This is a genomic window from Hydrogenophaga sp. A37 (assembly GCF_002001205.1).
In the GTDB taxonomy this organism is placed as follows: Bacteria; Pseudomonadota; Gammaproteobacteria; order Burkholderiales; family Burkholderiaceae_C; genus Hydrogenophaga.
Genome location: NZ_MUNZ01000085.1, coordinates 122,474 through 149,150, shown reverse-complemented (window position 1 = coordinate 149,150; position 26,677 = coordinate 122,474). Strand labels below are relative to the sequence as shown.

Sequence of the window (26,677 nt, the reverse complement as noted above, 5' to 3'; positions counted from 1 at the left end):
CTCCTGGAGCTGGCGTCTGAGGGCGGTCTTCGCTCGGTGCAGCAGTTGGTGTGCGGCGTTGCTGTCGAGTTCCATTGAACGGGCGATGTCGGCCACGTCGGCGTCGGCGTAGGCCCACATGGCCAGGGCCATGCGCTGGCGCGCGGGCAGGCGCGCCATGGCGGCCTGCAGCTGGGTGGCGCTCAGCGCGGGCAACGGGTCGGGGGCCTCGGCCTGGTCATGTTGCCAAGCGTCGGACAGCTCGGCCAGCTGCTCAGGGTCGGCGCTGAGTTCGCGGCGCCGGGTGAGCCAGGTCTTGCAGCGGTTGATGACGATGGTGTTGAAGAAGGTCGCGAGCGTGGCGCCGTGGGTGTCGCTCGGTCGGCTGCTCCACAGGCGCAGAAAGGCCTCCTGCACCACGTCTTCCGCGTCTTCCCGCCGTGCCAGCATCTGCATGGCCAACCCCATGGCCTGCGGCGTGAGCTGGTGAACCAGCCCCCGGGCACTGGCCGCGTGGCCGTCGCAGGCGGCACGCCACAGCGCCCAACCGTCGCCTCGCGGCACGCTCGCTGGGCCGGGCGCCAACGCGCGGCCGACCCAGCGACCCAGGCCCTGGAGAGAGGCGCTCAGGCCCATGGCGGCAGGGGGTTCGCTCATGGGCTCAGTCGGCCGGGAGTTTTTCGCGCAGCGCCCGACGTTCGGCGGGGCTCAGCTTGTTGAGCATGTCGCGCCGCTGGCGCAGCAGCTCGCGGCGTTCGGCTGGCGTCATCTCGCGCACCTGATCGCGGCGCTCTTCGGCGAGGCGGCGTTTTTCTTCGGGGGCCAGTGCTTGCCAGCGCTGGCGCGTCTGCTCAATCAGGGCCTGTCGCTCCTGCGGCGTCAGGGTTTCCAACTGCTCGCGCAGGCGCTGGCGGAAGGCCTGGCGCTCTGCAGGCGAGGCGTCCTTGAGCCGCTGCTTGATCTCGGCCTGCTGTGCGGGGGTGAGGCGCGACCATTCACGGGCGTCGGGCACGGCCAGCGGCGTGGCCTGAGCGGCAGCGGCGCTGAACAGCAAGGCGCCGCAGGCCAGGCAGCGGACCAGCAGCGAACGGAAGGCATTGTTCATGGTGTGTATGTGGCCGACGGGCGGGTGACGGACGTGTCTGCCACCGCTTCAACCCAGGCCGGTCCGGGTTCTTACGCAATACCCTGGTGTTTTACACGGGTTGGGGCTCGGAGGCGTAAGCCGCAGGCCCGGTGCTGGTTCAAAGCAGGCAAGGACCACTCCGGTCCCGACACCCACGCAAAAGGAAGCACCATGAACCACTGGCTCAAACCCCTGACCGCTGCCACCCTCGGCCTGACCCTGTTCGCCGCTCAGGCACACGCGGGCGACCAGCAGTCGCAACGCGTGGACAACCGGCAGGCGCGCCAATCCCACCGCATCGACCAGGGTGTGGGGTCCGGTCAGATCACCCCGGTGGAGCAGGCACGGCTGGAGCAACAGCAGCGCCACATCAACCGGCTCGAAGGCCGCATCGAGGCGGACGGTCAGGTGACGGGCAAGGAGGCCGTGCGCATCGAGAAGGCGCAGGACCGCGCCAGCCACAAGATCCGCCGCACCAAGCACAACCGCCGCTCGGCAGGCTGAGCGGCGCCTCAGCGCAGGATTTCGAGCAGGCGGTCGAGCCCGCCTTCGTTGATGGCGACCATGGCCTGTTCGCGCACCTTCGGCTTCGCGTGGTAGGCCACCGAGAGGCCTGCCACGCCCATCATCGGCAGGTCGTTGGCGCCGTCGCCCATGGCGATGCACTGGTCGGGTTCGATGCACAGCAGCGACGCCACTTCCAGCAGCGTGCGGCGCTTTTCGGCACCGTCGCAGATGTCGCCCCAGGCCTGGTCCACCATGCGCCCGGTGAGCTGGCCGCAGTTGGGGCCGCTCTCGATTTCCAGCACGTTGGAGCGCGCGAAGTCGATGCCAAGCCGGTCGCGCACGCGGTCGGTGAAATAGGTGAAACCGCCCGAGACCAGCAGCACCTTCAGCCCCGCGGCCTTGCAGGCCTTCACCAGCGCTTCGGCGCCCGGGTTGAGCTGCAGGCGTTCGGCCAGCACCTGTTCCATGTGCGCCACGGTCACGCCACGCAGCAGGGCGACGCGCTGGCGCAGGCTTTCTTTGTAGTCGGTGATTTCACCGCGCATGGCGGCCTCGGTGATGGCCGACACCTCGGCCTTGCGGCCGGCGGCATCGGCGATTTCGTCCACACACTCGATGTTGATGAGCGTGGAGTCCATGTCGAACGCGATGAGCTTGAAATCCTTGAGGTTCAGCGGCGGCGTGAAGCCTTGGACGGTGAGGCCGGGGGCGAATTCGGTGGTGGAAGTCATGTCTGGATTATCCGTACAGGGCATGAATGGTTTCGCGTGGAGCCGTGCCAGATCAGGCCGCACCCGCCGGCTCCGCAGCCTTCACTGGCTGCCCGAGCGAGCGCAGCACATCGCGCACCAGTTGCACCCGGTCTTTCACTTCTGGCAGCGCGCGCTCAATGCGCAGCTTCTCGTTGCCGGCGAGCTTGATGTGCCGGTTCTTCTGGATCAGCTCGATGATGCGCATCGGCTCGATGGGCGGGTTGGCCTTGAAGGTGATGTTCGTGACGCCGGGCGCTGCGTCCACCTTCACCACGCCGTAGGGCGCGCTGATGCAGCGCAGGCGGTGCACGTCGATCAGCGTCTGCGCCTGGGCCGGCAGCTTGCCGAAGCGGTCCACGATCTCTTCCAGCAGCGCGTCCACCTGGTCGGTGGTCTTGGCGGTGGCGAGCTTCTTGTAGAACGACAGGCGCAGGTGCACGTCGCCGCAGTAGTCGCTGGGCAGCAAGGCGGGGGCATGCAGGTTGATGTCGGTGGTCACGCTCAGCGGACTGAGCAGGTCGGGTTCGCGCCCGGCTTTGAGCGAGCGCACGGCTTCGTTGAGCATCTCGTTGTAGAGCTGGAAGCCCACCTCCAGCATGTTGCCGCTCTGGTTCTCGCCCAGCACCTCGCCGGCGCCGCGAATCTCCAGGTCGTGCATGGCCAAGTAGAAGCCGGAGCCGAGTTCTTCCATCTGCTGGATCGCGTCGAGCCGCTGCGAGGCCTGCTTGGTCAGGCCCTCGATGTCCGGCACCATGAGGTAGGCATAGGCCTGGTGGTGGCTGCGGCCCACGCGGCCACGCAGCTGGTGCAGCTGGGCCAGGCCGAACTTGTCGGCGCGGCTCATGACGATGGTGTTCGCCGTGGGTACGTCGATGCCGGTCTCGATGATGGTCGAGCACAGCAGCAGGTTGTAGCGCTGCGCCACGAAGTCGCGCATCACGCGCTCCAGGTCGCGCTCGGGCATTTGGCCGTGGGCGATGGCGATGCGCGCTTCGGGCAAGATTTCTTCGAGCTTCTGCTTGCGGTTTTCGATCGTGTCGACTTCGTTGTGCAGGAAGTAGACCTGGCCGCCACGCTTCAGTTCGCGCAACACGGCTTCGCGGATCACGCCGTTGCCTTCGTTGCGCACAAAGGTCTTGATCGCCAGCCGGCGTTGCGGCGCGGTGGCGATGACCGACAGGTCGCGTAGGCCTTCGAGCGCCATGCCCAGCGTGCGCGGAATCGGCGTGGCGGTGAGCGTGAGCACGTCCACCTCGGCGCGCAGCGCCTTCATCTGCTCCTTGTGGCGCACGCCGAAGCGGTGTTCTTCGTCGATGATGAGCAGGCCGAGGTCTTTGAACTTTGTCTTTTCGCTCAGCAGCTTGTGCGTGCCGACGACGATGTCGACTGAGCCGTCGGCAATGCCTTTCTGCGCCGCCGTGATTTCCTTTTGCGAGCGGAAGCGGCTCATCTCCGCGATCTTCACCGGCCACTTGCCGAAGCGGTCCACCAGCGTCTGGTAGTGCTGCTCGGCCAGCAGCGTGGTGGGCGCAAGGAAGGCGACCTGGCGCCCGCCGGTCACGGCCACGAAGGCGGCGCGCAAGGCGACCTCGGTCTTGCCGAAGCCGACGTCGCCGCACACCAGCCGGTCCATCGGGCGCGGGCTGATCATGTCCTGGATCACGGCGTGGATCGCGCCGCGCTGGTCGGCGGTTTCGTCGAAGCCGAAGTCGTTGGCGAAGATCTCGTAGTCCTGTGCCGAGAAGCGGAACGCATGGCCCTGGCGCGCGGCGCGGCGGGCGTAGATGTTCAGCAGCTCGGCCGCAGCGTCGCGCACCTGTTCGGCCGCCTTGCGTTTGGCTTTTTCCCACTGGCCGCTGCCCAGGCGGTGCAGCGGCGCTTCGTCGGCGCTCACGCCGGTGTAACGGCCGATCAGTTGCAACTGGCTCACCGGCACGTAGAGCACCGCCTTGTCGGCGTATTCGAGGTGCAGGAACTCCATCAGCGCGGGCGTGCCGTCCGGGTTCTTTTCGCCCATGTCCATGTGGACCAGGCCCCGGTAGCGGCCGATGCCGTGGGCGTTGTGAACCACTGGGTCGCCCACGTTGAGCTCGCTCAGGTCCTTGATCAGCGCATCGACGTCACTGACCTGTTCCTGCTTCTTGCGCCGGCGCGTGGTGGGGCCGGCGGCGAAGAGTTCGGTCTCGGTGACGAAGTCGATGCCGTCTTCCAGCGAGCTGAAACCGATGGTGAGCACCGAGGTGGCGATGCCGGTCTTTTCGTCGCTGGCCTGGAACTCGGCCAGCGTATCGAAGGCGGGCGGGTTCAGGCCGCTGGCGCGCAGAAAGTCCAGCAGGCTCTCGCGTCGGCCGTCGCTCTCGGCCAGCAGCAGCACGCGGTGCTGGGTGTTGCGGATGTGGCCCTGCAGGCGCGAGAGCGGGTCTTCGGCGCTGCGCACCACCGAGAGGTCGCCCAGCTTTTGCGCGAAGGCGTTGTCGGCCACATCTTCCACCGCCGGGCGGATGGCGAGCTGGGCGTGCGCGTTGGCGCCGGTGTAGAACTGCTCGGCTGAGAGGAACAGGCTTTCGGGCGGCAGCGCGGGGCGCTCGGGGTCGCTCTTGACGAGGCGGTAGCGGTCCTGCGTGTCCTGCCAGAAGCGCTGGAATGCGGGTTCGAGGTCGCCGTGCAGCACCACCGTCGCTTTCTCCCCGAGATAGTCAAAGACGGTGGCGGTCTGTTCGAAGAACAGCGGCAGGTAGTACTCGATACCGGCGGTGGCCACGCCGTTGCCCATGTCCTTGTAGACGCGGCTCTTGGTCGGGTCGCCGTCGAGCAGTTCGCGCCAGCGGCTGCGGAATTTGGCGCGCGCCGCGTCGTCCATCGGGAACTCGCGTCCGGGCAGCAAGCGCACTTCCGGCACCGGGTAGAGGCTGCGCTGGCTGTCGGGGTCGAAGGTGCGGATGCTGTCGATCTCGTCGTCGAACAGGTCCACGCGGTAGGGCACCTGCGATCCCATGGGAAAGAGATCGATCAGGCCGCCGCGCACCGCGTATTCGCCGGGGCTCACCACCTGGGTCACGTGCTGGTAGCCAGCGAGTGTGAGCTGGCCCTTGAGCTTGGCTTCGTCGAGCTTCTGCTTGACCTTGAACTGGAAGGTGTAGCCGGCCAGGAAGGACGGCGGCGCCAACCGGTAGAGCGCGGTGGTGGCGGGCACCAGCACCACGTCGGCACCGGTGTCCTTGTCGTGCTGCTGGATGCGCCAGAGCGTGGCCAGGCGCTCGGAGATCAGGTCCTGGTGCGGCGAAAACGTGTCGTAGGGCAGGGTCTCCCAGTCCGGGAACAGCGCACAGCGCAGGCCGGGCGCGAAGAACGCCATCTCGTCAATCAGGCGCTGCGCGTCGGTGGCGTCAGCCGTGACGATGGCCGTGAGGCGGCCGGCCGCTTTTTCGCGCGCACCGAGCTGGGCCAGCAGCAGGGCATCGGCCGCGCCGCTGGGGCGGGGCAGGGTGAAGCGTTTGCCGGGGATGAGTTTGGGCAGGTCCATGGGCTTGGTGGCTCGCGCGATGTGGGAAGCAAGGCCTCGGGCCCAGCCGCTTCCATGACAAACACCCCCCACCTGAGGAGGTGGGGGGTGTGAAAGGCCTGATTCTAGAATGCGCTCACCTCCATGACCGACATCCCTGCACCAATGCCCCCTAACCCGGCACCCCGTTGCCATGCCTTGATGCCCTGCGCCGGCACGGGCTCCCGCGCTGGCACGACTGAGCCCAAGCAATACGAGCCAGTCGCCGGCCAGCCCATGGTGCTGCACACGCTGGCGGCGTTTCAGTTGGTGAGGCGCATCGAACGCTGTCTGGTGGTGGTGGCGCCTGGCGATGGATTCTTGAGCGATGACGACCCACACATCCAGCTCGCCCGCGTGGGCGGCAGCACGCGTGCTGCCAGCGTGTTCAACGGTTTGCAGGCTTTGTTGGACACGGGGGCGGACGCCCGCGACTGGGTGCTGGTGCACGACGCGGCGCGTTGTCTGATCACCCCGGCACAGATTGACGCGCTGATCGACGCTTGCGAGGGCGACCCTGTGGGCGGGCTGCTCGCGCTCAAGCTGCCCGACACGCTCAAGACCGAAGCCCGTGGTCGCGTGGCCGCGACGGTGGACCGGTCTGACAAATGGCTCGCGCAGACGCCACAGATGTTCCGCGTTGGCGCTTTGCAGGCGGCGCTGGCCGCCCAGGCCAGCAACGGCTTTGCCGGCGTGACCGACGAGGCCAGCGCCATGGAGCTGGCGGGCCAGCGGCCGCTGCTGGTGCCCGGCAGTGCACAAAACTTCAAGGTCACCTACCCGGAAGACTTTGCCCTGGCGGAAGCCATCCTGAGGAGCCGAGCATGAACCCCATCAAAATCCCCTTCCGCATCGGCGAGGGTTGGGACGTGCACGCCCTGGTGCCCGGTCGCCCGCTGATCATCGGTGGCGTCACCATCCCGCACACACTGGGCCTGCTCGGGCACTCGGATGCCGATGTGCTGCTGCACGCCATCACCGACGCGCTGCTGGGTGCTGCGGCGCTTGGCGACATCGGCCGTCATTTCCCCGACACGGACGAGCGTTTCAAAGGCTCCGACTCGTTGCTTCTGTTGACGGAGGTGGCGCGGCGCGTGCGCGCGGCGGGCTTCGAGATCGGCAATGTCGACAGCACGGTGATCGCCCAGGCGCCCAAGCTGTCACCTCACATTTCCGCCATGTGCGAACGCATCGCCACCGCGCTCGGGGTGGCCGTGGACCAGGTCAACGTGAAAGCCAAGACAGCCGAGAAGCTGGGGCCGGTGGGGCAGGGGCTCTCGATGGAAGCCCGCGCCGTGGCGCTGCTCGTGCGCGCTCCAGCCGATTGAAGAAGGGCGGATCGGACCGAAGGCAGAGCCCTTCAGTCCTTTTTCGCGATGGGCAGTTTGATGTGTGCCGACAGTCCACCGGAGGTGCTGTTGGCCAGCGCAAAGCGACCGCCCATGCGCGCAATGGCCCGTTCCACGATCGCCAGCCCGAGGCCGGTGCCGGTGGCGGCACTGCGCGATGCGTCGCCACGGAAGAAGGGCTGTGTCAACTGCGTCAGCATCTCGGGGGCCACCCCGGAGCCGTGGTCACGCAACTTGAGCAGCACCCACTCGTCTTTCGCCTTGGCGCCGATCTCGATGTGGACAACGCCCGTCACCGGATTCTTGCCGTAGCGCAAGGCGTTTTCCAGCAGGTTGGAAAACACGCGATTGAGTTCAACCGCGTCACCCATCACCGCGGTGCCGGGCGGGATGCGGGTCTGCACCACCACATCGGGCGCGGTGCCCAGCGCAAACACCGCCGCGTCGATCACTTCATTGAGATCCACCCGCTGTGCTTCCAGATGATCAGGCCGCGCGTAGTCGAGGAATTTATCGATGATCGCGTTGACCTGTTCGATGTCGGCCGCCATGTGCTCTCGGGCCTGCAGGTCGTGCACGCTCATTTCCGTTTCGAGCCGCAGCCGGGCCAGCGGTGTGCGCAGGTCGTGGGAAATGCCGGCCAGCATCAGCGCCCGGTCCTGCTCGATCTTGGAGAGGCGCTGCGCCATGCGGTTGAAACCGATGTTGACCTGGCGAATCTCGCTGGTCGCGACCGCTTCGTTGAGCTGGCTGGAGTTGAAGTCGCCCTCGCGCACGCGGCTGGCGGCGAAAGACAGCTTCTGAAGCGGCCGGTTGATCAAGCGCGCGATCAACGCTGCGCCCGTGAGTGAGAGCACCGCCGCCGTGCCCAGCCAGATCAGCCAGGTGGTGCCGGTGACCAACTCGACCCGCGACGGGTCGGTCTGCAGCCAGTAGGGATCGCCATCGATGGAAAACCCGATCCAGAGACCTGGCTTGCCGTTGACTTCTCGCGCCACCACCGTGTCAGCGCCAAGCCGGGCGCTCAGTTGGGCGCTCACCGTGCGGCTGAGTGGATCGGCGTCGTACCGGCGGTAGACATCGCCCGGCTCTCGGGGTGCGATGCGCACCTGCTCCTCATCGGCCATGGTCTTGACCAGCGACACACGGGCGATGGAGTCCGAATGCACCAGCGCAGCGCGGCTGAGGTTGACCAGCGAGGCCAGCTGCTGCGCGCTTTGCAGCGTGCGGGGCTCAAACTCCAAGGCCCGAAAGGTTTGCAGCCAAGCCGCGAAGCAGCCCAGCAGGAGCAGGGACAGCAGAAAAAAGGTGCGCCAGAACAGGCTCACCTCGCGCGGAGGACGTACCTCCAATGGCGCGGGGGCGGTCTCCAGCGAAGCCGGCTCGGTTTCGAACGACGGAACGCGGGACTCTTCGGTCATCAGGCGTTGCCGTCCGGAACGAACACGTAGCCCACCCCCCAGACCGTCTGCAGGTAGCGCGGAGAAGCCGCGTCCTCTTCAATCAGCTTGCGCAAGCGCGAAACTTGCACGTCCAGACTGCGGTCAAAAGGCTCGAACTCCCGGCCACGGGCGAGTTGGGCCAGTTTCTCGCGAGAGAGCGGCTGGCGCGGATGGCGCACCAGCGCCTTGAGCATCGCGAACTCGCCAGTGGTCAGCGGCAGGTCTGCGCTGTCTTTGCGCAGCGTGCGCAGGCTGAGGTCGAACTCGAAAGGCCCGAAATTCACCACCTCGGCGTCTTGAGACGGCGCTCCGGGCACCTCTGTCGGCGGTCGGCGGCGCAGCACCGCGTGCACACGGGCCAGCAGTTCGCGGGGGTTGAAGGGTTTGCCCAGGTAGTCGTCGGCCCCCACTTCCAGGCCCACGATGCGGTCGACGTCTTCACTCTTGGCAGTGAGCATGATGATGGGGGTGCGGTCGCCATTGGCGCGCAGGCGCCGGCAGATCGACAGGCCATCTTCGCCGGGCATCATCAGATCGAGCACGATCAGGTCGACCGCTTCGCGCTGCAGCACCCGGTTCAAGGCCTTGCCATCTTCGGCGAGCATGACCTCGAAGCCTTCCTGCATGAGGTAACGGCGGAGCAGATCGCGGATGCGGACATCGTCGTCCACGACCAAAATCTTGTTCGGGCGGGCAGCAGTTTGTGGCATGGTAGCAACTCTCGGTAAATGTAACAAACTCGATTGTGGCAGCGCCAAGTGCTTATCAGCGCTGGATTTTTGTTTTTCTGACAGGCGGTTACAACTGTTGCCCAAGACCTCAAGACCGTTACTGTGCTCCCGCCCACAATCCAGAACACACCCGTGATCTGAACTTTTCATGACAACCCAAAAAGCCGTACTTGCAGTGGTTCTTGGTCTGCCGGCCTGGGTCCATGCGCTCGACCTCCGCGAACCCCCATTGCAGGCCATGACCGTGGTGCCCTCCGTGTCTTCCGAGTCGGGGGATGCCCGCCCGACCCATCGCCTGCGCGATGCCTTGCGCCAGCCGGTGAGCGCAGACGAGTCGTCCGGCAAGCCCTATCGCCTCAGTGTGGAGGAGCGCCAGCGCCTGCGCGAGCAGCTGCGCGGCCAGACCGCTGAAGCCAAGCGCAACAAATGAACCCGAGGCTATTGATGGGGACGTCCTCTGTGCGCCGCGGGTGGCTTGTTTCGCTGGTGTTGACCGCAGGGTGGGCATGGCACGCCGGCGCCAGCGCCCAGCAGCCCCAGCCCAATGAGCCCGCCAACGTGGTGAACATCGCGGCCAGCGGATTTCTGGATGTACCGCAAGACTGGTTGAGCATGACCTTGACCACCACCCGCGAAGGCAGCGACGCGGCCGTGGTGCAGAACCAACTCAAACAGGCCCTGGATGCGGCCCTGACCGCGGCGAAGGCGGAGGCCATACCGAAACAGCTGGAGGTGCGCACCGGGCAGCTGAGCCTGTACCCCCGTTACGGGAGCAACGGCGAGATCAATGGCTGGCAAGGCAGCACCGAGCTGGTTCTGGAAGGCCGGGACTTTGTGCGCATCAGCAGCACGGCGGGAAAGGTGCAGACCTTGACCATGGCCAACATGGCCTTCTCGCTCTCGCGCGAGGCTCAACAAAAGCTGGAGTCCGATGTACAGGCCCTGGCAATCACGCGCTTCAAGGCCCGTGCGGATGAAGTCGCCAAGGGCTTCGGGTTTTCGGGTTACAGCCTGCGTGAGCTGTCGATCAGCTCGGCCGATCAGGGAGGCGGTGCCGGGTATCCGCGCCCGATGGCCGCTCGGGCCAATGTGGCGATGTCGTCCGATGCGGCGCCTGTGCCCGCGGAGGCGGGCAAGAGCCTGGTCAACGTGACGGTGTCGGGTTCGATTCAGTTGCGCTGAGCCTTGTTTCGGTTCTTCCAAAAAGAAACCCGGCACAGCCGGGTTTCTTTTTGGGTTTGCCATTGTCTATTGAGCGACCCAGCCACCGTCCATGTTCCATGCCACGCCGCGCACGTTGGCGCCGGCCGGCGAGCAGAAGAACACGGCCAGCTCGCCCAGTTCCTCCGGGGTGGTGAACTGCATGGAGGGCTCTTTCTCGCCCAGCAACTGCTTCTTGGCGTCTTCGTTCGAGATGCCCAAAGCGGCTGCCTTGGCGTCCACCTGCTTCTGAACCAGAGGCGTGAGCACCCAACCAGGGCAGATGGCGTTGCAGGTCACGCCGCTGGTGGCGTTTTCCAGTGCCGTCACTTTGGTCAGACCGACCACACCATGCTTCGCAGCGACATAGGCCGATTTTTCCGCAGAACCCACGAGGCCGTGGACCGAGGCGACGTTGATGATGCGTCCCCAGTTGCGGGCTTGCATGGTCGGCAAAGCAAGGCGGGTCGCGTGAAAGGCGCTGGAGAGGTTGATCGCGATGATCGCGTCCCAACGATCAATGGGAAAGCTTTCGATGCGGGCCACATGCTGAATGCCCGCGTTGTTCACCAGAATGTCTACCTGCCCAAACTGCACCGCGGCGAAGCTCATCATGTCTTCGATGTCGCTGGCCTTGCTCATGTCTGCGCCGTGGTAGGCCACCTTCACACCCAGCGCCGCGATCTCGGCCTTTGGACCTTCGACGTCCCCGAAGCCGTTGAGCACGATGTTGGCGCCCTGGCGGGCGAGGGACTTGGCAATGCCCAAACCGATGCCGCTGGTGGATCCGGTGATGAGGGCGGTTTTGTTGGCAAGCATGAGGGTTCTCCAGTTCCATTACGATAGGTTCAAACGCATTAAAGTCATTATCACGGAGTCTCAAGGGATGAGCGGTTTCAGTCAGGTGCCCCAGCTTCGGTTTCTCGCAGTGGATGGTCCGCTGGCCATTGGTGGAGCCGCACGCCGCATGGCTTACTGGGATTGGCCCGCGGCAGCCGGTGCTGATGCTCACCGGGTGGTGCTCTGCGTGCACGGCCTGTCTCGCCAGGGGCGCGACTTTGACACGCTGGCCCGTGAACTGAGTCTTCAAGCGCGCGTGCTCGCGGTGGATGTCGCTGGTCGAGGGCACAGCGACTGGCTCGCCGACCCAATGGCTTATCAGGTGGGCACCTACGTGGCGGATCTGGCCAAGCTGATCATGCATTTGCGAGAGCAGGATCCAGCTGTCCGGATCGACTGGGTGGGCACCAGCATGGGCGGCCTGATCGGCATGGCGCTGGCGGCCCAACCGGCCTTCGGTTTGCGCCGGCTGGTGCTCAACGACGTGGGTCCCGTGATCCAGTGGGAAGCGCTGCTGCGCATCGGTACCTATCTGGGCCTCAATCCCTCATTCGGCAGCGAAAAAGAGGCGGCCGATCATCTGGTGGCCATTTCCATCGGATTTGGTCCTCATACGCCCGAGCAATGGCAGGCACTTTCGCGCCCCATGCTCCGGGAGCGAGACGGGCGTTGGTGGCTGCACTACGACCCGGCGCTCGCCTTGCCGCTCAGGGCCCTGACAGATGCGCCCGATCAGGCGGCGGCACAGCAAGCGGTGAAGGACGGGGAGGCGGCGCTGTGGGGGCTGTACGACGCGATCACCGCGCCCACGTTGCTCCTGCGTGGCGCCCAGTCCGACCTTCTGACCCCAGACACCGCCCGAGCCATGACCGTGCGGGGTCCACGTGCGCACTGCATCGAATTCGCCGGCGTAGGGCATGCGCCCACGCTGGTGGCGGCGGACCAGATTGCTGCCGTGCGCGATTGCCTTTTGGCGGACTGAAGTCGAACCATCGCCATGAAGTACAGCGCCGCTGCGGCTCCTTTTTCCCAGCCATCGGCCATCGTGGCCGCCACGTCCGACAGCTTGCCGCACGAGGTCCAGGCTTTGGCGCGTGCCCGTGCCTTCGCTGAGCCGTTGCTCGCCTGTGAGCAGTTGGATACAGGTGAAAACGTTCTCGCCCACGCCGATGCCGTGGCCGCGGTACTGCGGGACATTGGTGGTTCCGAGGCGATGCAGGCCGCTGCCTACCTGGTCTACGCCTGCCAGCACCTGAACCGGCCGCAAGAGGTGATTGCCAAGGCGTTTGGAGACAACTACGCCGCGCTGGCGCTGGAGACCACGAAGCTTGTGCAGTTGCAACGTCAGGCTCGGGTCAAGACGGCCGAGGTGCAGGCCAAAAAGAACGAGGAAAGGCAGGCCGCGCATGAAGCGGCGCTGCCGTTGACTTCACTGGCCAAGGCGCCGGTGTCTGAGTTGGCCGCGAGCCAGACTGAAAACGTGCGCAAGATGCTGCTGGCGTTCTCACGCGATCTGCGGGTGGTCATGTTGCGCCTCGCATCGCGGCTGCAGACCCTGCGTTATTTCGCCACTTGCAGGGAGGACCCCGGGCAGGCGCTGGCGAGCGAGTCGCTGCACGTGTTTGCACCGTTGGCCAACCGTCTGGGCATCTGGCAGATCAAGTGGGAAATGGAGGACCTGGCGTTCCGTTTCCTCGAACCTCAGACCTACAAGCAGGTCGCGCGCTTTCTGGATGAAAAGCGGGCCGAGCGAGAAGTCCATGTGGAGCAAGTGCGAGCGCAACTGGAGCGGGACCTGCAAAAGCAGGGCATACACGCTTCGGTACAGGGGCGACCGAAACACATCTACAGCATCGTCAAGAAGATGCGCGGCAAATCACTGGACTTTGACCGTGTGTTCGACATTCGTGCGCTGCGCGTGGTCGTGCCTGAGAAGAACGATTGTTACGGTGTGCTGGCGCTGGTGCATGCCCATTTCACGCCGGTTCCTGAAGAGTTTGACGACTACATTGCCAAACCCAAGCCCAATGGCTATCAGTCGCTGCACACTGTGGTGCGCGACGCGCAGGGCAGGGCATTTGAGATCCAGATTCGCTCACAAGCCATGCACGATCACGCAGAGCACGGCGTGGCGGCCCACTGGGCTTATAAGGAAGCAGGCGCGAAGGGTTACGCCGGTGTGTCGGCCAGCTCCGAGTACGACGCCAAGATCGCCGTGCTGCGCCAGCTGCTGGCTTGGGAGCGTGATCTCAGCGGAACGGCCCAGGGGCTGTTCGACGATCGCATCTACGTGCTCACGCCCGACGCTGCGATCGTCGAGCTGCCGCAGGGCGGGACCCCTGTGGACTTTGCCTACTCGGTGCACACCAGCCTGGGTCACCGTTGTCGTGGGGCCCGGGTGGACGGCGCGATGGTCACGCTCAATACGCCATTGCAGAACGGTCAGACGGTTGAGATCATCGCCACCAAGGACGGCGGCCCCTCACGCGACTGGCTGAATGCCGAGCTGGGCTTTCTGGTCAGCCACCGTGCCAAGAGCAAGGTGCGTGCGTGGTTTAACGTTCTGGCCATGGAAGAGACTGTGGCGCGCGGCCGCGAGGCGGTGGAAAAGCTTTTGCAGCGCGAAGGTCGAACCTCGCTTCGTTTTGACGAACTGGCCAGCACCATGGGCCTGAATTCGGCTCAGGAACTGTTCGAGCAGGTGGGCAAAGACGAGTTGTCGCTTCGAGCCATCGAGTTGCAGCTGCGCCCTGGTGAACCTACCGTGGTTGATGAGCTACCTCCCTGGTTGAAGAAGCCACGCAAGGCCAGCAGTTCGGCCGGTGGCGGTGTGCTGGTGGTGGGCGTGGACTCTTTGATGACGCAACTGGCCAAGTGTTGCAAACCGGCGCCCCCCGATGACATCTGTGGGTTTGTTACGCGAGGCAAGGGAGTGAGCATCCACCGGAGCGATTGCAGTGACTTTGCGCACTTGCAGCGCAAGAGTCCTGATCGGGTGATCGATGTGCAATGGGGTGGCCAGACCCCCGCAGGCCGCGATGGTCTGGCAGCGGTGTATCCGGTCGATGTAGCGGTCGAGGCGCTGGACAGGCAGGGGTTGCTCAGAGATATCTCCGAAGTGTTTGCGCGCGAGAAGATGAACGTGATCGGTGTGCAGACGCAGTCGGTCAAAGGCATCGCATGGATGACATTCACGATCGAGGTTGCCGACGCCCGCCAAGTCTCGCGGGCCATGGCTGTGGTGGGTGATGTGCCCGGTGTGCGTGTGGTCAGGCGCAAGTGATGGATCTGTTTGCTTTGTAGGTGTTGAAAACACTGCTATAATTCAAGGCTTCGGACAGTTTGTAGGCGCGTAGCTCAGCTGGTTAGAGCACCACCTTGACATGGTGGGGGTCGTTGGTTCGAGTCCAATCGCGCCTACCAAATATTTCCGAAAATTAAGGGCCAGACGTCAGTCAGGCCCTTTTTGCTTTGTGCGGGATACACTCTGATGAATGTCCCGTAACTGCACAGGGTAAACCCATGCTCGCCATGGGAGTCTCCGGTTTCTAGAATGTGGCGTAACGTCAGCCCTGATCCTGGTGGTGTCCTGTTTACTCAAGAAAGTCGTGTAGTGCAAAAAAGCAAGGCAGATGCCAACGGGCCCCAATCAGACGCCGTGCGGGTCATCAAAAAATACCCCAATCGTCGGCTGTATGACACCGACACCTCCTCATACATCACACTGGCGGAGGTTAAGTCGCTGGTAATGGACAACGAGCGTTTCGTGGTGCGCGACGCAAAGACGAACGACGACCTCACTCGCAGCATCTTGCTGCAGATCATTCTCGAAGAAGAAACAGCCGGTGTGCCGATCTTCACCGAGCAGGTGCTGGCCAACATCATCCGGTTTTATGGGCATGCAATGCAGGACTTCATGGGAGCCTATCTGGAAAAAAACGTTCAGATATTCATGGATCTGCAAAACAAGATGACCGAGCAGACCAAGGGAGTGAACCCGGATCTCTGGAAGCAGTTCACCAATGTGCAGTCGCCGATGATGCAAGGCATGATGGGTACGTACATGGAGCAGTCCCGAACCGCGTTTGCACAGATGCAAGAGCAGATGCAAAAGCACAGCGAGCAAATGCTGGCAGCTCTTGGGCTCAAACGCTGAAGCAAGCGGAGCGCCATGGTCATGGGTCTGAGACAATCAGGCCATGACAAAATCAGTTGTTTCCCCGGGCGCTGCTGCGCCCAAAGTAGGCTTTGTGAGTCTTGGGTGCCCCAAGGCACTCACCGACTCCGAACTCATCCTCACGCAGCTCAGCGCTGAGGGCTATCAAACTTCCAAGACCTTCGCCGGTGCCGATCTGGTGATTGTCAACACCTGTGGCTTCATCGACGATGCGGTGAGGGAGAGCCTGGACACCATTGGTGAAGCCCTGGCCGAAAACGGCAAGGTGATCGTGACCGGGTGTCTTGGTGCTCGTGAAGGGGTCGGAGGCGGCAACTTGGTGCGGGAGATGCATCCCAGTGTCCTTGCCGTGACCGGGCCGCATGCGACCCATGAGGTCATGGAAGCCGTGCACCAGCATCTGCCCAAGCCGCATGACCCGTTCGTGGATCTGGTGCCTGCACAAGGCATCAAACTGACGCCCCGTCACTACGCCTACCTGAAGATCAGTGAGGGATGCAACCACCGTTGTACCTTTTGCATCATTCCGTCGATGCGCGGTGATTTGGTCAGTCGCCCCATTGGTGATGTGCTGACTGAGGCGCGAAAGCTGTTTGAATCTGGCGTAAAAGAGTTGCTCGTGGTGAGCCAGGACACTTCGGCGTATGGCGTGGATATGCAATACCGCACGGGCTTTTGGGATGGCAAACCCGTGAAGACCCGCATGTTCGATCTGGTGCGGTCTTTGGGTGAACTAGCCCAGGGGTTTGGCGCCTGGGTGCGTCTTCATTACGTGTACCCCTACCCGCATGTGGACGATGTGATTCCGCTCATGGCAGAAGGCTTGTGCTTGCCGTACCTGGATGTGCCGCTGCAGCACAGCCACCCCGACGTGCTCAAGCGCATGAAGCGCCCCGCCAGCGGCGAAAAAAACCTGGAGCGCATCGCCCGTTGGCGTGAGCTCTGTCCAGCGATCGTGGTGCGCAGCACCTTCATTGCAGGCTTCCCAGGCGAGACCGAAGCCGAGTTCCAGCACCTTCTGGATTTCGTGCGCGAAGCTCGCATTGACCGTGCAGGTTGTTTTGCCTATTCGCCGGTGAATGGTGCAGCAGCGAATGCGCTGGCGGACGCGGTTCCGGAGGCGGTTCGCGAAGAGCGCCGCGCGCGGTTCATGGCCGTGGCAGAGGCTGTGTCGACCGATAAATTGCGTGCGCGCGTGGGTGCCACCATGCAGGTGCTGGTGGACTCTGCGCCAGGTATGGGCAAAAAGGGTGGTGTGGGCCGCAGTTATGCCGACGCGCCCGAGATCGACGGCGTCGTGCGGCTCCTGCCGCCAGAAAAAGTCAGCAAGACGCTGAAAGTGGGGGAATTCACGAAGGCACGCGTTGTTGCGGCTGAGGGACACGACCTGCTGGCGGTGCCTTTTTGATGGTGGTCATTGACCGCCATTTTCCCGAAAGGGAAAACAAAAAAGGGGTTGCAAACATCGCGTTTGCAACCCCTTATGATTGGTGCCCAGGAGAGGACTCGAACCTCCACGCCTCTCAGCGCTAGTACCTGAAACTAGTGCGTCTACCAATTCCGCCACCTGGGCATTTCAGGAAAAACGCTAGTATAGCACGAGAAAAAGAACCTCAAAAGTGAACGAAAAAAACAATCTGTTGGCTGAATTTGAAGGTGTCGTGTCCGGTCATCGTGACGGACACGGCTTTGTGATCCGCGACGATGGACAGGCTGATATTTACCTGCCTTCCAACGAGATGCGGGCGGTATTGCACAAGGATCGTGTCAAGGCGCGGATCGTGCGTTCGGACCGAAAAGGCCGCCCTGAGGGACGGGTCACCGAAATCGTCGAGCGCTCCAACTCGCCCATCATCGGCCGACTGCTTCAGGAAAGCGGTGTGTGGCTTGTCGCGCCGGAGGATAAGCGCTATGGACAGGATGTACTAGTTCCAAAGGGAGCCACAGGCTCCGCCAAGCCTGGCCAGGTCGTGGTGGTCGAACTCACTGAACCGCCCGCGCTATATGGGCAGCCTGTCGGGCGTGTGAAAGAGGTGCTTGGCGAGATCGACGATCCGGGCATGGAAATCGAAATAGCCGTGCGCAAGTACGGCGTGCCGCATGAATTCTCCGAGGCCTCGCTGGCCCAGGCGCGAGGTCTGCCCGACCATGTTCGCTCCGCGGACCACAAAGACCGTGTTGATCTGCGCGACGTGCCACTGGTGACCATCGATGGCGAGGACGCGCGCGATTTTGACGATGCCGTGTATTGCGAGCCGGCCAAGGTAGGGCGCGCCAAGGGTTGGCGCTTGCTCGTCGCCATTGCCGATGTGAGCCACTATGTGCAAACGGGCTCTGCCATCGATGTGGACGCTTATGACCGCGCCACGTCGGTCTACTTTCCGCGTCGCGTGATTCCGATGCTGCCGGAGAAATTGTCCAACGGCCTTTGCTCACTCAACCCCGGCGTTGAGCGTCTGTGCATGGTCTGCGACATGCTGGTCAACGCCAAGGGCGAGGTGCATGCCTACCAGTTCTACCCGGCGGTGATGTTCAGCCATGCGCGTTTCACCTACACCGAGGTGGCGGCGATCCTCCAGAACACGCGCGGGCCTGAGGCAGCGCTGCGCAAGCCCCTGGTGCAGTACCTGCTGAACCTGCACGATGTCTACCGTGCGCTGCTGACCGCGCGCAATGCTCGCGGAGCGGTGGACTTTGAAACCACTGAAACCCAGATTGTCTGTGACGAATCGGGCCGCATCGAAAAGATTGTGCCGCGCACCCGCAACGATGCACACAAGCTGATTGAAGAGGCCATGCTGGCGGCCAACGTCTGTTCGGCTGATTTCATCAGCCAGGGCAAACACGTGGGGCTTTTCCGGGTGCATGAAGGTCCGACGCCCGAGAAGCAGGACATCCTGCGCAACTACCTCAAGGCCATGGGCGTGCCGCAAACCATCAGCGACAACCCGCAGCCAGCGGAGTTCCAGCACATCGCAGCGGCGACCAAAGACCGGCCTGAAGCACAGCAGATCCACATGATGTTGTTGCGCTCCATGCAGCAGGCCATCTACACACCCATGAACCAGGGCCACTTCGGCTTGGCGTTCGAGGCGTACACCCATTTCACCAGCCCGATTCGGCGTTACCCGGATTTGCTGGTCCACCGTGTCATCAAGGCGATCCTTAACAAGCAGCGCTACCAGTTGCCGGTCTTGCCCACGCCGGGTGAGGCGCACGCCAAGTTGAGTAAGCGACTGGCCAGCCGCGTGAAGCCGCCAGTGCCGGGCGAGCAGGTGAAGAAGCCGTCTGCCGACACATTGGCTTGGCAGGCCGCTGGTTTGCATTGCAGTGCCAACGAGCGGCGGGCTGATGAAGCCAGTCGTGATGTTGAAGCCTGGCTCAAATGCAAGTACATGCGCGAGCATCTGGGTGAAGAGTTCAGTGGTGTGGTGAGTTCGGTCACGAGCTTTGGTTTGTTCGTCACGCTGGACGCCATGTACGTCGAGGGCTTGGTGCACATCACCGAACTGGGCGGTGAATATTTCCGCTTCGATGAAGCACGGCAGGAACTGCGCGGTGAGCGCACCGGTATTCGCTATGCGCTGGGCACCCGCGTGCAGGTGCAGGTGAGTCGCGTGGATCTGGATGGCCGGCGCATCGATTTCAGATTGGTGTCGGGTGAGGACGACCTGGTGCTGCGCGCCATGCGAGACAAGACGGGTGGCGCTGCTGCCGACGTGGAGGAAGGATCTCCCCGCAGTGGTGCCCGTGCCAAGCAGGTCAAGAAACCAGGCAAAGCACAGCCCTTGTCGTCGTCTGTCAAGGACCCGGCGGGACGTTCGTCCAGTCGGAACGAATCGCGGAGCGGCACACGGCAACCTTCTGGCAAGTCGCGCAAGGGGCGGCGCTGATGAGGGTGCTGTTTTTCCTGCTGGAAACCCTCTTCTTCTTTCTTGTCGGGGCGGCGCTTTTGAGGGCCTGGATGAACCAGCTTCGCATCAACATGTCCGGGCAGCCAGGCCGTTTTGTCATGGCGTTGACCCATTGGTTGGTGGCGCCTGTTCGTCGGATCCTGCCCAAGGGGATGGCACAAAGTCGGATTGACTGGGGCAGCCTCATGGCTGCGCTCCTGCTGGCGCTGATTTATGGTGGTTTGTGGTTGGTGCTGGTGTTGGCCCTATCACCTTTGGACGGCGCACCGGTGGCGTCCATGCTTGTGATTCCGACGTTGGCGTTCAAGCTGTTGTTGCGCGTGCTGCTGCAGGGTTTGATGGTTCTTTTGCTGGTCTACGCCGTGCTGTCTTGGGTGCAGCCCGCCTCTTCGGTACTGACCACTTTGGAGCGTTTGTGTGGCCCGATCCTCAAGCCAATCCGCCGTTTTCTACCGTTGATCGGCGGTGTCGACTTGTCGGTTCTTGTGCTGATCATTCTGTTGCAGGTCGGCCTGATCATGCTTGGGTGATTCTGTAGCTCAGTGCAAATGCCGTGCCCTCATTGCGAGTCGACCGGCAGTGAGTTCGCCAGAGCGCTCTCGGTCCCAGTCATCGGCCAGTCGGCCATGCTGTGCCACGGCGGTAGCAACTGCCTGAAAAGCAGACTCGGGCGCCATGTCCGGCATCGCCAGAGCGGCGCCCAGCATGCCCGCCAGGGCATCGCCAGTGCCTGCCGTGGCCAGAGACGAATTGCCGCTGGCGTTGATGATCGGCCCTTGACCCGGTCCGGTGATCACGGTGCCCGATCCCTTGAGCACACAGATAGCAGCAAGATATCGGGTCACGGTCATTGCTGCCGTCAAACGGTCGGACATCACGGTGGTGGTGTCCTGGTCGAGCAACCTGGCGGCTTCCAATGGGTGTGGTGTGAGAACGGTCACCCACCCGCGCTGAGCCCGCTGTGTTGTGAGTCTCCTCAAGTTGTCGTCCCCCGAAATGGCATTCAGCGCATCGGCATCCAACACCAGCTTGGGACAGGTCGACAAAAGCTGCGGCAGCCGAGCAACCACGGTTGATCCACCGCCGCAGCCGCACACCGTGGCGGCGCTTTGCAGCAGGTGGCGGTCTTGCTGCAGCGTGTCGACGCTGCGGAACATGAGTTCAGGGCACTGTGGATCCCAGTGGATCGACGGCTCTGATCCATCCAGCAGACCCACATACACCCGCCCAGAACCGGCGTGCAGTGCGGCACGAGCCGCAAGAATGGCGGCGCCGGTCATTCCGGAGCCAGAAAGCGAAATGCTCTGACCGCCAATCACCACCACGTTACCTTGACTGCCCTTGTGCGACACCTGCGCGCGTTGGGGTGAGCCTCCCTGAATGCCATGCAGCGTCGCCACCGGTGCAATCTGGTTCAGGGACGTGCAACCCAGGTCGTCAAACCAGACGACGCCAGACAGATCCCGCCCATCAGCAGTGAAAAGGCCAGGTTTGAGCGTCAGCAGCGAAAGCGTGTGGCGCGGACCGAGCCCAATTTTCGGCGCAGGCCCGAGGTAGACGCCCGTGTCTGCCAGCAGGCCACTGGGCAGGTCAACACTCAGCACCGTGGTGGTGCTTCCGTGCATGGTTTGCAACTGCTTGGCGAGTTCGCCTTCAAGGGCCTGCTGCGCGCCGAGTCCCAGCAGGGCGTCGATCGCGCAGTCGAACGCTCGGGGCGGATGAGGGGCGATCACAAGGCCGGCACTCAATGCCTGAGAAAGTGCACGGGCTCCGTCGGGTGGTAGCCGCGCTGGGTCACCACACAGCGTGACCACCACCTCCAGATCACCTCCACTGCGTCGGGAATGGTCCAGCAAGTGCATCGCTGCCACCAAACCGTCGCCACCGTTGTTCCCAGGTCCACAGGCGATCCAGATGCATCGAGCGTGTGGCGCCAGCGCCAGCGCGAGCTGGGCGGTGGCCAGCCCGGCACGGGCCATGGATTCAAATGGGCGAAGTGTGGAAGCCAGGGCTCGCTCCACGGCGCGCGTGCCTTCCACGCCGTAAAGCGGCTCTGTACCCGATGTGCCAATTCTTCGCACGTGCGCTTCAGACGGAAGGAATGGGCCGCAACTGGCCCGGATAGATGAACATGGTCATGGGGGCTCCTTGCCGGGGTTCAGAAAAAGCTGCGCACATCCTGCATGCCGTGTGAAAGCTCGTCAACAAGATGTCTCTCGAAGACCTGAAGCATGAAAGGGCGTTGAAAAGTGTTCAGCGGGTCACGTGGCTGATGGCATTTCACCATGACGCGATCACGCTACCGTTACTCATGTGTCGAACCGCATGGGGTTGTATGGCGCCAGCTGAACAGCAGGTGACTGGCCCGCCACCTGGTCCGCGATCACACGCGCGCTGCCGCACGCCATGGCCCAACCATGCATGCCGTGTCCCAGGTTGAGCCACACGCCGGGCAAGCCCGTATTCCCCAACATGGGCAAGCCGTCGGGTGTGACCGCAACCGTGCTGGACCATTCCTGCACGTTGGCTGCCCCACCCAGGCGGATAGCCCCAGGAAACCAGTCGTTCAACACGGCGTACAGCTTTTTTATTTCTGTCCGCGACTTTTCGGCAGCCTGGCCGTCACGCGCCACGCACGACACCCTGACCCTCTGGCCCATGCGGGCCATGGTGACTTGGCGGCGAAGGTCATGCACCACGGACAGTGGGGCGTCCAAAGGCTCGCGAACGGCTGCGCTGATGGAGTGTCCGACCAGGGCGCGCAGCGGGGCCCGTAGCCCTATCGGCCGGAGTAATTCCGCACTGGCGAGGCCGGCGCATACCACCACCCCGTCAAAGCTGTGGATGTTGCTGGTGTGTCCGCTGGATGCAATGTGAACGCCGCTGCCTGTTTCCAGGCCATGCACCACCGATCCGAACTCAAACCGGCAACCACGCTGCTGCGCCATGGCCCTCAATTGCAAGGTGAACTGCCGACAATTGGCCGACCAGGCACCGGACAGCACCATCGCACCGTGAAGGGGTGTTTCTGCGCCCAGGGCAGGTTCCAGGCCCCGCGCCTCGGTTGCGTCCACGAGTGCACATTCGCCGCCCAGTTCGCGAATTTGCTCGTGCATCGATCGCGCTTGGTCTGCCTCGCGTTCACTCTGCCAGATGATCATCAAGCCCTGATGGCTGTCCAGTGCCAACTGATGTTGTTCGGTGAGTTCGATCAAGCGCTCGTTGCTGTATTGTGCCAAGTGAAGCAAACCTGTCGCGGGATTGGTGTATCGAGGGGGCGTGCCTGTTCGAAGCGAGCGCCAAAGAGCACTCAAGCCCGTGGTTTGATCCGATTTCCAGTCAGCGGCCGCTTGGGCGGCGATCCATTCCGGTGCGATCAAGCCGCCGTTGGCGAAGCTCGCGCCCTCGGCCGCTGTGTTGTGGCGTTCAAACACCGTGACCTCATGCCCATCTGCAGTCAGCTCGTACGCTGTGGTCACTCCCACCACGCCGGCGCCAATCACCGCCAGCTTCAAAGCACTGCTCCACGTTCGAATTCCCAAGAGGGGGGCGTGCTTGATCGATCGGTGGGCTGGCTTGATGGCATCGGGGGCAAAAAGAGAAGAGCGGCTCGCTGACGAGTCTTTGAGGTGCTGCGGCTTGGATGTGGTCTTGCGCTGCTATAATCGAACGGCTTTGCAGATGTGGATCAGGAATGCATTTCCAGAACTCTCTGCAAAGTTAATCTCAAACCAGCCCAACCAGGTGTTGTTTTGTCGAGTGAGGCCCGAATGGGGACTCAACTTGCAAGCGATCGGGGCTGGATTTTAGTCTCAACCTCTGGAACTTTCTCATGTCTATCTCCATGCGCGAAATGCTGGAAGCTGGTGTCCACTTTGGTCACCAAACCCGCTTCTGGAACCCAAAGATGGCTCCGTACATCTTTGGCCACCGCAACAAAATCCACATCGTCAACCTCGAAAAGACGCTGCCCCTCTTTGAAGAGGCTGCCAAGTTCGTGAAGCAGCTGTCCGCCAATCGCGGCACCATTCTGATGGTGGGTACCAAGCGCCAGTCGCGCGACATCGTTGCTCAGGAGGCTCGCCGCGCTGGCGTGCCGTTCGTCGACCAGCGGTGGCTCGGCGGCATGCTGACCAACTTCAAGACGGTCAAGACCTCGATCAAGCGTCTGAAGGACATGCAGGCTCAAAAAGAGGCTGGCTTGGACAGCATGACCAAAAAAGAGCAGCTGATGTTTGCTCGTGAGATGGAGAAGCTGGAAAAGGACATCGGCGGCATTCAGGACATGGCTGCACTGCCTGATGCCATCTTTGTGATCGATGTGGGTTTCCACAAGATCGCCATTCTTGAAGCTCAGAAGCTGGGCATTCCGTTGGTCGGTGTGGTCGATACCAACCATTCACCCATCGGCATCGACTATGTGATTCCCGGGAATGATGATTCGGCCCGGGCTGTGGCGCTGTACGCCCGCGGCATCGCTGACGCGATCCTCGAAGGCCGTTCCAGTGCCGTGAACGACGTCGTCAAGGCTGTGACTGCCGAAGGTGGCGATGAGTTTGTTGAAGTGAAAGAAGGCGCCGCCGCCTGAGCCTCACCGCTGAGCGAAAGGAGGGGCTCGAGTAGCCCCTTTTTTACAAGCGAAACCGATCAATCGATGAGTCCGTGTCCCCGTTGTGGGTTCGATGTGGCCAATGGAGAACTGAAATGGCAATTACCGCAAGCATGGTTGGTGAACTGCGCGCAAAGACCGACGCGCCCATGATGGAGTGCAAAAAGGCGCTGACCGAAGCCGATGGCGACATGGCCAAGGCCGAGGAGTTGCTGCGCGTCAAGCTGGGCACCAAGGCTGGAAAGGCCGCCAGCCGTGTGACTGCCGAAGGCGTGGTCGCCAGCTACCTCAATGGCGACACGGGTGCGCTGATTGAAGTCAACTGTGAAACCGACTTCGTGACCAAGAACGATAGTTTCCTGGCGCTGGCCAATGCCGCTGCCAAGCTGGTGGCCGAGCACAACCCTGTCGACGTGGAGGCGCTGGGTGGCCTTTCCTACAGCCAAGACAACTTTGGCCCCACGCTGGAAGACGTCCGCAAGGGCTTGATTGGCAAGATCGGTGAGAACATGAGTTTTCGCCGCTTTAAGCGCTACAGCGGTGGTGCTTCGTTGGTGAGCTATTTGCACGGCACGCGCATCGGTGTGATCGTGGAGTTCGATGGCGATGCCGTGGCCTCGAAGGACGTGGCCATGCATGTGGCAGCCATGAAGCCGGTGGCGCTGACCAGCGCCGATGTGCCTGCCGAGTTCATCGAGCGGGAGCGTTCTGTGGCCACGGCAAAGGCAGACGAAGCCAACAAAGAGCTCGTGGCGGCTGGAAAACCTGCTCAAAGCGCGGAGATCGTCGCCAAGCGCATCGACGGCGCCGTGCAGAAATTCCTCAAGGAGGTGTCATTGTTTGATCAGGTCTTTGTGAAGGCCGCCGACGGCAAGCAGACGGTGGGCGCCATGCTCAAGGTCGCGAACACGAACGTCAAGTCATTCACCATGTACGTGGTGGGCGAGGGTATCGAGAAGAAGGTTGACGACTTCGCTGCTGAAGTGGCCGCGCAAGTCGCTGCGGCCAAGGGGGCCTAAAGGCATCCGATTGGCGGTCATTTGCCGATCCAGACAACGGGCCGCAAGGCCCGTTGTCGCATGTGAAACCTGGCTTTTGCCGATGGTAGGTACTTTGCGAGCGGGATCGTCCGCCGCTCCTCGGTACACTTGCCGATCGGGTCTCCAGATTGAGTTGAAATTAGGGAAATGTCCATGCCAGCCTACAAGCGCATTCTGCTGAAACTGTCCGGTGAGGCCCTCATGGGCGACGACGCCTTCGGCATCAATCGAGCCACCATCGCGCGCATGGTGGAGGAAATAGCCGAAGTCACCCGCCTGGGGGTGCAAGTGGCGATCGTGATTGGCGGCGGAAACATCTTTCGTGGTGTCGCTGGCGGGTCGGTGGGCATGGATCGCGCGACCGCAGATTACATGGGCATGTTGGCCACGGTCATGAACGCCTTGGCCCTGGCTGACGCCATGGACAAGGCGGGTCTGGTGGCACGTGTGATGTCGGCCATTGCTATTGAACAGGTGGTTGAGCCCTATGTACGCCCCAAGGCCTTGCAGTACCTGGAAGAGGGCAAGGTTGTGGTCTTCGCCGCTGGCACGGGCAACCCGTTTTTCACGACAGACACCGCTGCCGCACTGCGTGGCGCCGAGATCGGCGCTGAAATCGTGCTCAAAGCCACCAAGGTAGACGGTGTGTACAGCGCCGACCCGAACAAGGATCCCAAGGCCACCCGCTACGCCACACTGACTTTCGACGAGGCCATGGCCAAGAATCTTCAGGTGATGGACGCCACTGCGTTTGCGCTGTGCCGCGACCAGAAGCTGCCCGTCAAGGTATTTTCAATCTTCAAACCCGGCGCGTTGCGCAACGTGGTGCTGGGTGGCGACGAGGGCACCCTCGTCCACGTCTGACGGCGCCCAGTCACCAATCACAGCCGCATTGAGGAGCATTCATGAACACCGCTGAGATCCGAAACACCGCCGAACACAAAATGCAGCAGTCGGTGGAGTCGTTCAAGAACAATCTGACCAAAGTTCGCACGGGTCGCCCCAACCCCCAACTGTTGGACACGGTTCACGTGGACTACTACGGTTCCATGGTTCCGTTGTCGCAGGTGGCCAATCTGACGCTGCTGGACGCACGCACGATCGGTGTGGCGCCATGGGAAAAGGGCATGGGTGCCAAAATCGAAAAGGCCATTCGTGAGTCCGATCTGGGGCTGAATCCGGCCAGCCAGGGCGATCTCATCCGTGTGCCCATGCCGCCCATGACCGAGGAGCGCCGCAAGGAACTGACCAAGGTCGTTCGGGGCGAAGGCGAAGCCGCCAAGATCGCCATTCGAAATCTGCGTCGCGACGCCAATGAACACGTCAAGAGACTGGTGAAAGACAAGCTGGCTTCGGAGGACGACGAGCGCCGCTCGGTTGAAGAGATTCAGAAACTCACCGATCGAATCATTGGTGAAGTGGATCGACTGGTAGCAGGTAAAGAGCAAGACATCATGGCTGTGTGATGCG

At 62.8% G+C, this 26,677-nt stretch carries 24 protein-coding genes and 2 tRNA genes; 16 read left to right on the top strand and 10 right to left on the bottom strand.

What is annotated here, in order from left to right; genetic code table 11:
* The coding region (locus B0E41_RS08535) for an RNA polymerase sigma factor (RefSeq protein WP_077330647.1) at positions 1–636 on the bottom strand (636 nt) is incomplete at its 3' end.
* 4 nt (positions 637–640) lie between these two features.
* Entirely contained in the window at positions 641–1,084 is a 444-nt protein-coding gene (locus tag B0E41_RS08530) for a DUF3106 domain-containing protein (RefSeq protein WP_077330646.1), read from the bottom strand.
* Between the two features lie 192 nt (positions 1,085–1,276).
* Here B0E41_RS08530 and B0E41_RS08525 point away from each other — a divergent pair, with 192 nt between their 5' ends.
* Complete coding sequence (locus tag B0E41_RS08525) at positions 1,277–1,609, top strand: hypothetical protein (protein WP_077330645.1); 333 nt, start codon at positions 1,277–1,279, stop codon at positions 1,607–1,609.
* Between the two features lie 8 nt (positions 1,610–1,617).
* Here the strand turns inward: B0E41_RS08525 and serB are convergent, their stop codons facing one another.
* Positions 1,618–2,343 carry a phosphoserine phosphatase SerB gene (gene serB, locus B0E41_RS08520; RefSeq protein ID WP_077330644.1) on the bottom strand — a complete coding sequence of 242 codons (726 nt, stop codon included), beginning with the start codon at positions 2,341–2,343 and terminating at the stop codon, positions 1,618–1,620.
* 52 nt (positions 2,344–2,395) lie between these two features.
* Entirely contained in the window at positions 2,396–5,887 is a 3,492-nt protein-coding gene (gene mfd, locus B0E41_RS08515; RefSeq protein WP_077330643.1) for a transcription-repair coupling factor, read from the bottom strand.
* A gap of 123 nt (positions 5,888–6,010) precedes the next feature.
* Here mfd and ispD point away from each other — a divergent pair, with 123 nt between their 5' ends.
* Both ispD and ispF read left to right on the top strand, forming a co-directional pair.
* Entirely contained in the window at positions 6,011–6,733 is a 723-nt protein-coding gene (ispD, locus tag B0E41_RS08510) for a 2-C-methyl-D-erythritol 4-phosphate cytidylyltransferase (protein ID WP_077330642.1), read from the top strand.
* An 11-nt stretch (positions 6,734–6,744) separates the two neighbouring features.
* Complete coding sequence (gene ispF, locus B0E41_RS08505) at positions 6,745–7,233, top strand: 2-C-methyl-D-erythritol 2,4-cyclodiphosphate synthase (RefSeq protein WP_077330660.1); 489 nt, start codon at positions 6,745–6,747, stop codon at positions 7,231–7,233.
* Between the two features lie 32 nt (positions 7,234–7,265).
* On the opposite strand, the gene B0E41_RS08500 is transcribed toward ispF, so the two are convergent.
* Complete coding sequence (locus B0E41_RS08500) at positions 7,266–8,675, bottom strand: sensor histidine kinase (RefSeq protein ID WP_077330641.1); 1,410 nt, start codon at positions 8,673–8,675, stop codon at positions 7,266–7,268.
* Positions 8,675–9,406 carry a two-component system response regulator OmpR gene (gene ompR / locus B0E41_RS08495; protein WP_077330640.1) on the bottom strand — a complete coding sequence of 244 codons (732 nt, stop codon included), beginning with the start codon at positions 9,404–9,406 and terminating at the stop codon, positions 8,675–8,677. The genes B0E41_RS08500 and ompR overlap by 1 nt, the downstream gene beginning before the upstream one ends.
* Before the next feature lie 169 nt (positions 9,407–9,575).
* On the opposite strand from ompR, the gene B0E41_RS08490 reads away from it, so the two are divergent.
* Both B0E41_RS08490 and B0E41_RS08485 read left to right on the top strand, forming a co-directional pair.
* Entirely contained in the window at positions 9,576–9,857 is a 282-nt protein-coding gene (locus B0E41_RS08490) for a hypothetical protein (RefSeq protein ID WP_143433729.1), read from the top strand.
* Between the two features lie 14 nt (positions 9,858–9,871).
* Entirely contained in the window at positions 9,872–10,609 is a 738-nt protein-coding gene (locus B0E41_RS08485; protein ID WP_077330638.1) for an SIMPL domain-containing protein, read from the top strand.
* 66 nt (positions 10,610–10,675) lie between these two features.
* Here the strand turns inward: B0E41_RS08485 and B0E41_RS08480 are convergent, their stop codons facing one another.
* Positions 10,676–11,446 (bottom strand): 3-hydroxybutyrate dehydrogenase, encoded by a 771-nt coding sequence (locus tag B0E41_RS08480; RefSeq protein ID WP_077330637.1) that lies wholly within the window; start codon positions 11,444–11,446, stop codon positions 10,676–10,678.
* 148 nt (positions 11,447–11,594) lie between these two features.
* On the opposite strand from B0E41_RS08480, the gene B0E41_RS08475 reads away from it, so the two are divergent.
* The 5 genes from B0E41_RS08475 (at position 11,595) to rimO (ending at position 17,052) form a co-directional block, all read left to right on the top strand.
* Positions 11,595–12,449, top strand: a complete 855-nt coding sequence (locus B0E41_RS08475; protein ID WP_077330659.1) for an alpha/beta hydrolase — start codon at positions 11,595–11,597, stop codon at positions 12,447–12,449.
* Between the two features lie 15 nt (positions 12,450–12,464).
* The gene (locus B0E41_RS08470) at positions 12,465–14,750 is read left to right on the top strand and encodes a bifunctional (p)ppGpp synthetase/guanosine-3',5'-bis(diphosphate) 3'-pyrophosphohydrolase (protein WP_077330636.1); all 2,286 of its coding nucleotides are present in this window, start codon (positions 12,465–12,467) and stop codon (positions 14,748–14,750) included.
* A 63-nt stretch (positions 14,751–14,813) separates the two neighbouring features.
* Positions 14,814–14,890, top strand: a tRNA-Val gene (locus B0E41_RS08465).
* Between the two features lie 130 nt (positions 14,891–15,020).
* Positions 15,021–15,623, top strand: coding sequence for a polyhydroxyalkanoate synthesis repressor PhaR (gene phaR / locus B0E41_RS08460; protein ID WP_143433728.1), 603 nt, complete (start codon positions 15,021–15,023; stop codon positions 15,621–15,623).
* Between the two features lie 43 nt (positions 15,624–15,666).
* A complete protein-coding gene (rimO, locus tag B0E41_RS08455) occupies positions 15,667–17,052 on the top strand; it encodes a 30S ribosomal protein S12 methylthiotransferase RimO (protein ID WP_077330634.1) in 1,386 nt (461 codons plus the stop codon).
* An 80-nt stretch (positions 17,053–17,132) separates the two neighbouring features.
* Here the strand turns inward: rimO and B0E41_RS08450 are convergent.
* Positions 17,133–17,217: transfer RNA gene (locus B0E41_RS08450), tRNA-Leu, on the bottom strand.
* Between the two features lie 46 nt (positions 17,218–17,263).
* On the opposite strand from B0E41_RS08450, the gene rnr reads away from it, so the two are divergent.
* Both rnr and B0E41_RS08440 read left to right on the top strand, forming a co-directional pair.
* Positions 17,264–19,537 carry a ribonuclease R gene (gene rnr, locus B0E41_RS08445; RefSeq protein WP_077330633.1) on the top strand — a complete coding sequence of 758 codons (2,274 nt, stop codon included), beginning with the start codon at positions 17,264–17,266 and terminating at the stop codon, positions 19,535–19,537.
* On the top strand, positions 19,537–20,088 hold the full coding sequence (locus B0E41_RS08440) for a YggT family protein (RefSeq protein ID WP_077330632.1): 552 nt from the start codon (positions 19,537–19,539) through the stop codon (positions 20,086–20,088). Before rnr ends, B0E41_RS08440 begins: the two co-directional genes overlap by 1 nt.
* Before the next feature lie 9 nt (positions 20,089–20,097).
* On the opposite strand, the gene B0E41_RS08435 is transcribed toward B0E41_RS08440, so the two are convergent.
* The gene (locus tag B0E41_RS08435) at positions 20,098–21,597 is read right to left on the bottom strand and encodes an NAD(P)H-hydrate dehydratase (protein WP_363350681.1); all 1,500 of its coding nucleotides are present in this window, start codon (positions 21,595–21,597) and stop codon (positions 20,098–20,100) included.
* A gap of 270 nt (positions 21,598–21,867) precedes the next feature.
* Positions 21,868–23,073, bottom strand: a complete 1,206-nt coding sequence (locus tag B0E41_RS08430) for an FAD-dependent oxidoreductase (RefSeq protein WP_171984709.1) — start codon at positions 23,071–23,073, stop codon at positions 21,868–21,870.
* Positions 23,074–23,390: 317 nt separating this feature from the next.
* On the opposite strand from B0E41_RS08430, the gene rpsB reads away from it, so the two are divergent.
* From rpsB to frr, 4 genes are all read left to right on the top strand, one after another.
* A complete protein-coding gene (gene rpsB / locus B0E41_RS08425; protein ID WP_077330629.1) occupies positions 23,391–24,146 on the top strand; it encodes a 30S ribosomal protein S2 in 756 nt (251 codons plus the stop codon).
* A gap of 116 nt (positions 24,147–24,262) precedes the next feature.
* The gene (gene tsf / locus B0E41_RS08420; protein WP_077330628.1) at positions 24,263–25,186 is read left to right on the top strand and encodes a translation elongation factor Ts; all 924 of its coding nucleotides are present in this window, start codon (positions 24,263–24,265) and stop codon (positions 25,184–25,186) included.
* 174 nt (positions 25,187–25,360) lie between these two features.
* Positions 25,361–26,071 (top strand): UMP kinase, encoded by a 711-nt coding sequence (gene pyrH, locus B0E41_RS08415; protein WP_077330658.1) that lies wholly within the window; start codon positions 25,361–25,363, stop codon positions 26,069–26,071.
* Positions 26,072–26,112: 41 nt separating this feature from the next.
* Positions 26,113–26,673, top strand: coding sequence for a ribosome recycling factor (gene frr / locus B0E41_RS08410; RefSeq protein ID WP_077330627.1), 561 nt, complete (start codon positions 26,113–26,115; stop codon positions 26,671–26,673).
* The last annotated feature ends 4 nt before the right edge of the window (positions 26,674–26,677 follow it).